Here is a 6,676-nt window from a genome sequence, read left to right as displayed (position 1 = left end):
AGTTGCGAGTCCGACTTTAGACAGTTTAAATCGTTCAAAAAGAAATCTAGGATCTTTCACCAATTAAAAAGTCAGAAAAACTAGTCGGATCGTATACGTAGCGAAAATAAACCTCATTTTTCGAATTTCAGAAAAATGAATACCTTAATATGAACTAGTTCGGTATAATGGTATCATCTCTTGGAGGAAGTGAGCATTGATGGAAAATTTTTTTCGTCCTGAAATAATTATCGCAATTGTATTAGCGATTCTGATCGTCTTTTTTGTTCTATTTCGGATAATGAAGCGGCGGCAACAAGTTAAGACGGAAACGGAGACGCTGCGCAAACCTGAGCGGACTGCGGATGGCCCGGCGGTCATGGCGGCTTCGCTGAGTATATTGCAATCTTATAAAAATAATCTAAACAAATACGGCTACCCCTATTTTCAAGAAACCACGCCGTTTGTTTTGCAGCAGCTAAGAGCAGAAGCGGATAGTTTGGTGATTGAAACGAAGGCGAACCAGCAGATTTTTGACCTGTTGCAGGAGAATTATCACGGGTTGGCGGATTTCCAGCAAGTCTCGATAACGGATGTGAAAAAGCTGGAGCTGGAAGTGTTGAATCATGTCAATAAAACCATCATCACGTGGCGGAATTATTTGAGAGAAGTTGGTGAAAGCAATGGCTAAAGCGACGGATACCGAAGTTTACCAACTGCTGAAAGAGTGGCAGATTCCTTATGATCGCGTCGATCACAAGGCGGTTTATACAGTAGCGGAAATCGACTTTTCAATCGACGGCAGTGATGTAAAAAATTTATTGATGAAGAGCAAGAAGACTAAAAAGTATTACTTCGTGATTTGTCCGGGGCAAAAACGGCTGGACATCAAAGCGCTTGCTAAAGTATTAGGGGAAAGTCAATTATCCTTCGCTTCAGAAGCAGAGCTTTTTGAGCTGCTTGGTTTAGAGCGGGGGTCTGTGACACCGTTAGCCTTGCCCCATGATACAGAACATCAGATCACGCTGGTTATCGATGAAGCGATCGATCAATCAGAAAAAATCGGTTTTCATCCCAACACCAATACGGCAACTTTAGTGATTACCTTTCGTGATTTCCAACGATTTCTAAAAAAGCTGGCGATCGAACCTCAATATGTAGCTATCCCAGCAAAGCAGCCCGAAGTTTAAACTTCGGGCTGTTTTTTGCAACAAAAAAGCCTCGCAGCGAACCTGCGAGGCTTTAACATTTTTTACCGCATCTTCAATCGACGGCGAATCCCATCCACACGCGGGCCTAATAATTTATCAGCCATTCGTGTTTTCAGGGCTAGGATCATATAGGTGAATCCGCCAAAGGCTGCGACGATTAAAATAATGATCATGGATTGCATTTTTGAATCCGAGCTCAAGATCATTTCACAACCAAATTTCACAACGAAGGCGACGACACCCATAATCAGCGACATCACTGTGACTTTAGCGATGGCTGTCATGGTTTCTCTAAATGGAAATTGCGTGATGACATGGATTCGGTCCAACAAGAACATATTTGCGACTAAGAATCCTACGAATGTCGCAATCAGTGGACCATAAGCTTCGAACATATACGTCAATGGGAATTGCGTCACGATTTTGACAAAAATCCCGATACATAAAAACCAGACCGCCTGCATATTGCCGTCCAAGCCTTGCAGCATCGTTGAACAGACCATGAACAGTCCCATCATGATTCCCACCACACAAGAGGCGGCTAATAATTGGGAACCAAGCAGATTAGGCCAGTAGAACAAAGTATTCAACGGATAAGCCAAGACAAACATCCCGACAGTCGCCGGCATCATGACAAAGAAGAGCAATTGAATATTATTCGTTACCAATTTTGCTAAGCCTTCGTGGTCTTTTTTCGTGTAGCGTTCCGTGATTAACGGCAGACCAGCCGTTGCCATCGCAGTCCCAAGAGCGATCACGACCATCGTCAATTTATCCGGATTGGCAGAGATCAGCGCAAAGAGATCGGCATTTTTCGCGGCAGAATAATCCGTCACGATCGACATGATTTTTTCAAAGGAATACTGATCGATCAACTTGAAAATACTGATGGCACTGCCGACGATAATAAAAGGGATCGCCTGCTGAATCATCTGTAAAATCAATTGACGGCCAGAAAAGGTAATCTGATTATTGCTTTCTTTGATCAACTCACGAAAGGCTGTCCGTTCCTTGAGCAGCGAGAACAATAGAACCCCCATCGCGAAGGCCACACCGATAAAGGCAGCGAAGGTTGAATGAACCACCGCCGTTTTGTAGCTGCCGTTGTTGATCTGCATAATAATGAAAGCCGAAGCCAGCATGTAGCAGACCCGAGCGATTTGTTCGACGATTTGAGAAATCGCATAAGGCTTCATGTTGTTGTTTCCTTGGAAAAAGCCGCGAATTACACTCATGGCAGGGAAGATCAACAGCACGACACTCAATGAGCGCATCACCGGAACTAAATCGGCATTTCCTTGAGACAGGTAAGGAGCGCCTAAGAACATAATGGCGGCACAAATCACACCGCCGATGGTCATCAGCCGCATCGTATAGAATAGTAGTTTTTTACTTAAGCCGTATTCGTTCATTGAATTGTAGCGGGCGGTCTGTTTCGCTACCGCCGCTGGAATCCCGGCAGTCGAGATCATTAAAAAGAGGGCATAAACATTGTAGCCCTTAGTGTATAAATAGTTGGCCTCTAAACCATGGGGCTGCATCCAAGCGATCCATGGAATCACATAAACCGCGCCTAATAACCGTGAGAAGATATTGCCGACCGTCAGCCAAGCCGTGCTTTGCACCATTTTTTCTTGGGCAGTGGCTTGTTTTTTCGGTTCTATTTCAGGTGTCTGCGGCGCACTTTCTTCAGGTTCTTTTTTTTGCGGCGGAACCGCGTCATTATGATAACGAGCGACCCGTGACCGCGAAGGATTCAGTTCGTTATCGTGTCTATTTTTATCAGTCATATAAACCAGCTTTCTGCAACAGTGTCCTCCATATTTTACCTGTTCTCTCCTCTAGTTACAATCCTGTGCTGTAATCTTTAAGATTTCGGAATAAAGGTGTTGATATGACTCGCGAAACTTTCAAGATTGCGTGTTTGAATATAGACTGATCCGCGGCCACGAAATTCATTTACGACGCCTTCGCCGGTCTTAAAGCCAAAGGTTCCTGATGCCACCCGGATGTTGTAGTCCAGTGAACTGGTCCAAGCGATTACATGCTGGTTATCGATGATCGCCGGCTCGCGGCCATCCAGCTCAATTTTTTCAATATCACCAAAGGCCGAAACGAGAATTTGCCCGCTGCCGGTGGTTTCCATGACGAAAAGTCCGCCGGTGCCGCCTAACAGAGCACCCGAAAGTTTTTGCCGCTTCATTTGGTAGTTTACGTTTTCCTCACTGGCAAGAAACGCGCCGGTATTCAAGCGCCAATGCTCTGCACCAACATCCAAGGCAAAGATTTTTCCCGGTACAGCAGGTGCCACTGCGATCATCGCTCCGTTGGAATGAGCGGTAGCGGTACTGATAAAGAAGCTTTCGCCACTGGTCACTGAGCGGCCTAAAGCACTCAAAGCGCCGCCGAGTCCTTTCTTACCATTGGTGTTCATTTGCCCTTCCAGCTCGATATCTCCCAGCTCGTAGACCATCGCGCCTGGTTCGATCCGTAATTTTTCGCCTTGCTGTAAATGAACCTTTGCGATCGGCGCAAAGGTACTGTTTGATAATTCGTAATTCATCGTAAAACTCCCTTCAAAGACATTTGCTAAAATTATAGCATTTTACGTATCTTTTCTGTGAGATTTTGATAAGATTGTAAAAAGGGAAGAAAATGGAGGAGAAGGTATGGAGATTCTAGCTTTTGAGCAGGTTCAGTTTATTCGCCAACAGACCGCGCTATTGCAGGACATCAATTGGCGGATCGAAGCTGGGGAGGACTGGGCTGTTTTAGGTCTGAACGGTGCAGGAAAGAGCCTGATGCTGAACATGATCTCAGGCAATTTATGGCCATCCAGCGGAAAATTAACCGTTTTAGGTGAGGTTTTCGGCGAAACGTCGATCCCTGATCTGACTAAAAGAATCGGCTGGGTAAGCCAATCGCTGCAGGAGCGGATTCATCGCGAAGAGCAGGCGGAATACATCGTGTTATCAGGGAAATTTGCCAGCATCGGAATTTATCAGAATTATTCGGAAGCCGACATGGCTGAGGCGAAGCAGCTCTTAATCTCGCTGGGGGCCAAAAAGCTGATTGGAAAAGTCTATCAGGTACTCTCTCAAGGGGAGAAGCAGATCGTTTTGATTGCGCGGGCTTTGATGGCTAAGCCGGAGCTTTTGATTTTAGACGAACCTTGTAACGGATTGGACTTATTTGCCCGAGAAGACCTATTGTCCCGCATCAAAAAGATGAAGCAGGCGGCGGACGCGCCCAGCTTGTTATACGTGACACACCACACAGAGGAGATCCTGCCGCTGCTGAATCACGTACTGATGATCCGCGATGGCAAAATTTTTAAACAAGGAAAAAGAGCAGAATTACTCAATGAAACGGTATTGAATGACTTTTATCAACGACCGATCGCTATCCACGAGATGAAGGATGATCGAATGATGGTCATTCCTAAATAATGGAAGTTCCTCAATTTGAGGGGCTTTTTTTGTGTCTGGAAGTAATTGATAAAAATATCGCAAAAAAAATAAGCGGTCTATTTACTGGCCCAAAAATTAAGGTAGAAGAAAGATGATGTGAATATATTCCGCTAGTTATTAACCCGAAAATAGTTGGCGTTCCCTTTCTATAATTGGGTTTCAAGTTATTTTTATTTTCTAATGTTGATTTGTTTAAGAGACTTAACTAGAATTTAATCGTTGATGTATAGGGGTAATTTATTCGTTTTGCAGATATTTGATCTCGTTTTAGAATCAGAAAATATTTGAATAAGTGTTATAATAAACGTGACTATGCAAGAAAAGGAGGATTTTAACGTGAAGAAAGGTGTCTATTTATTTTCGGTAGCACTGTTGGGGGTATCTCTTTGTCCAAGTTCAGTTTTTGCGGATGAGGCAGTTGAAGCTGCCGCGACTTCAGAAGTAACGGCTGAGTTTGTCGAAAGTCCGGTGAATCAGGTGACTGAAGCAGCAGAAACGGTTGAACCGGACAAACAAGCTGTTTTACCCGAGGAAGCAGGCAGTCAAGCGGTTGTCAGCAACGATCCGGCAGAGCCTAGCAACGAAGCCCTCTCTGAAAGTGTTCCTGAAACAACTGTCGAGGCAGTCCAAGAACCAACTCCAAACGTCGAAACTGAAGTTACTAAGATAGAAGAATCCCCCGCAGTCCAACAAGCCGCAGTTGAAAAATCAGAATCCGCAAAAACGACTGACACAGAACCGGTAACTCCTGTCGCGCAAACAGAGACAAGAGCGTTGTTTGCCGCAGCTCAAATGTTAAAGGACGATTATGACGGAAAAATTACCGATCATGAGAAAACCTCCACTGATGAGAATGCCAAGATCAGTTCCGAATACAATTTCATGCCGAATTTTGACAATCTCGCAGGCATCCTTGTTGAAGGAGCGACGGACTATAAAGAAAACAGAACGTCTATCACTTTTGATTTAGAGATTGCTGCTCCTAATACAATTCGTGTGACCTATAAAAATGTTGGTACTTATAATGGAAAAGTCATTGACATGAAGGTGACAGTCAAGGATTGGACGATCCTTTCCAGCAGCTATTACAGCAGCCAGCTAGTACTTTATAAAAGCAATGGGATCACGATGCGGGGGATCAAGGATGTTCACTTAAACTACTCCTTCATTGATAACTTGACAGGCAAAGAGGTTCCAATTTCGGGCTTCTTTAATTTTACGGATATTGATCTAAGTCAAAGTATCGATCTTTTTGACAACAACAATGTGCAGAATTTCTATGTTACAAAAGGGAATATGCTGTATTACAAGGTTCATAACGGCTACATCAAAATCGGTGAAATCAACGGAGGTGGTACAGTTGATACAAATATGGATTACTGGCTGACCTATACCTACAAAAATATTTCTAACTTTGATGTTCGTTATAACCAAGAATACGAGACAGGAGCTCTCTTTGCATACTCCTATCAGGCACCGGTAGTAATCGAGGAATCACTTCCAATAGAAATTATACCAGTTGTACCAAATGTACCAGATGTACCGGAGAAAGAAGTGGAAACACCAGCTAAGGAAATGCCCATACCTGAAAAGAAAACACCAACCAAAGTAACGGTGAAAGAAAAAAACAAGCTGGTTCAGCTGGTGGCGCAAAGACCGGTCTTAACAGCAGCAACTAAAACGATTGGGCTTCCAGCTACGCAGCCCGTAACAGAAACTGCACCGGTTCTCCAAGTCGAGCAAAGAAGATTGCCGCAAACCAACGAGAAGAAAGCATCGATTTTTACCACTTTAGGTGGCACAGCGCTAGTTTTTCTCTCGGGACTATTCATAAAAAAGAAGAAAACCGATAAAGAATAAAATCAAGCAAGTGAAACCGCCCATTGTTTGCAAGACAATGGGCGGTTTTTAGTATGGACCAAAGAATTATCAAAAATTTCGATAAAGATCGTAATCAATTTTCAGGAGTGCGAAAGTTTAAAATTAAAGTGTGAATATCTATTTGTATACACATCT

Annotated in this window: 6 protein-coding genes; 4 read left to right on the top strand and 2 right to left on the bottom strand. The window is 43.8% G+C overall.

All coding sequences use genetic code 11. The features are described 5' to 3' along the window. Window positions 1–199: 199 nt before the first annotated feature. The gene (locus A5875_RS19165) at window positions 200–670 is read left to right on the top strand and encodes a hypothetical protein (protein WP_242551338.1); all 471 of its coding nucleotides are present in this window, start codon (window positions 200–202) and stop codon (window positions 668–670) included. Further along, window positions 663–1,169 carry a prolyl-tRNA synthetase associated domain-containing protein gene (locus A5875_RS19160; RefSeq protein ID WP_088935174.1) on the top strand — a complete coding sequence of 169 codons (507 nt, stop codon included), beginning with the start codon at window positions 663–665 and terminating at the stop codon, window positions 1,167–1,169. Before A5875_RS19165 ends, A5875_RS19160 begins: the two co-directional genes overlap by 8 nt. 62 nt (window positions 1,170–1,231) lie before the next feature. On the opposite strand, the gene A5875_RS19155 is transcribed toward A5875_RS19160, so the two are convergent. Both A5875_RS19155 and A5875_RS19150 read right to left on the bottom strand, forming a co-directional pair. Beyond that, complete coding sequence (locus A5875_RS19155) at window positions 1,232–2,980, bottom strand: putative polysaccharide biosynthesis protein (RefSeq protein ID WP_088935173.1); 1,749 nt, start codon at window positions 2,978–2,980, stop codon at window positions 1,232–1,234. Window positions 2,981–3,057: 77 nt separating this feature from the next. After that, window positions 3,058–3,753, bottom strand: a complete 696-nt coding sequence (locus A5875_RS19150) for a TIGR00266 family protein (protein ID WP_088935172.1) — start codon at window positions 3,751–3,753, stop codon at window positions 3,058–3,060. Between the two features lie 106 nt (window positions 3,754–3,859). Between A5875_RS19150 and A5875_RS19145 the strand changes: the two genes are divergently transcribed. After that, on the top strand, window positions 3,860–4,639 hold the full coding sequence (locus tag A5875_RS19145) for an ABC transporter ATP-binding protein (RefSeq protein WP_088935171.1): 780 nt from the start codon (window positions 3,860–3,862) through the stop codon (window positions 4,637–4,639). Between the two features lie 357 nt (window positions 4,640–4,996). Next, window positions 4,997–6,520, top strand: coding sequence for an LPXTG cell wall anchor domain-containing protein (locus A5875_RS19140; protein ID WP_141108367.1), 1,524 nt, complete (start codon window positions 4,997–4,999; stop codon window positions 6,518–6,520). Window positions 6,521–6,676 lie beyond the last annotated feature (156 nt).

It is taken from the genome of Enterococcus sp. 3H8_DIV0648 (assembly GCF_002140655.1).
Classification (GTDB): domain Bacteria; phylum Bacillota; class Bacilli; order Lactobacillales; family Enterococcaceae; genus Enterococcus_A; species Enterococcus_A hulanensis.
Note: the sequence above shows the minus strand (reverse complement) of the source record. Positions and strands in the feature narration are given on the sequence as shown.

Bases quoted from the DNA above. Each gene is read 5' to 3' on its own strand.
- A5875_RS19165 (WP_242551338.1), top strand. From the start codon at position 200: ATGGAAAATTTTTTTCGTCCTGAAATAATTATCGCAATTGTATTAGCG.
- A5875_RS19155 (WP_088935173.1), bottom strand. From the start codon at position 2,980: ATGACTGATAAAAATAGACACGATAACGAACTGAATCCTTCGCGGTCA.
- A5875_RS19160 (WP_088935174.1), top strand. From the start codon at position 663: ATGGCTAAAGCGACGGATACCGAAGTTTACCAACTGCTGAAAGAGTGG.
- A5875_RS19145 (WP_088935171.1), top strand. From the start codon at position 3,860: ATGGAGATTCTAGCTTTTGAGCAGGTTCAGTTTATTCGCCAACAGACC.
- A5875_RS19150 (WP_088935172.1), bottom strand. From the start codon at position 3,753: ATGAATTACGAATTATCAAACAGTACCTTTGCGCCGATCGCAAAGGTT.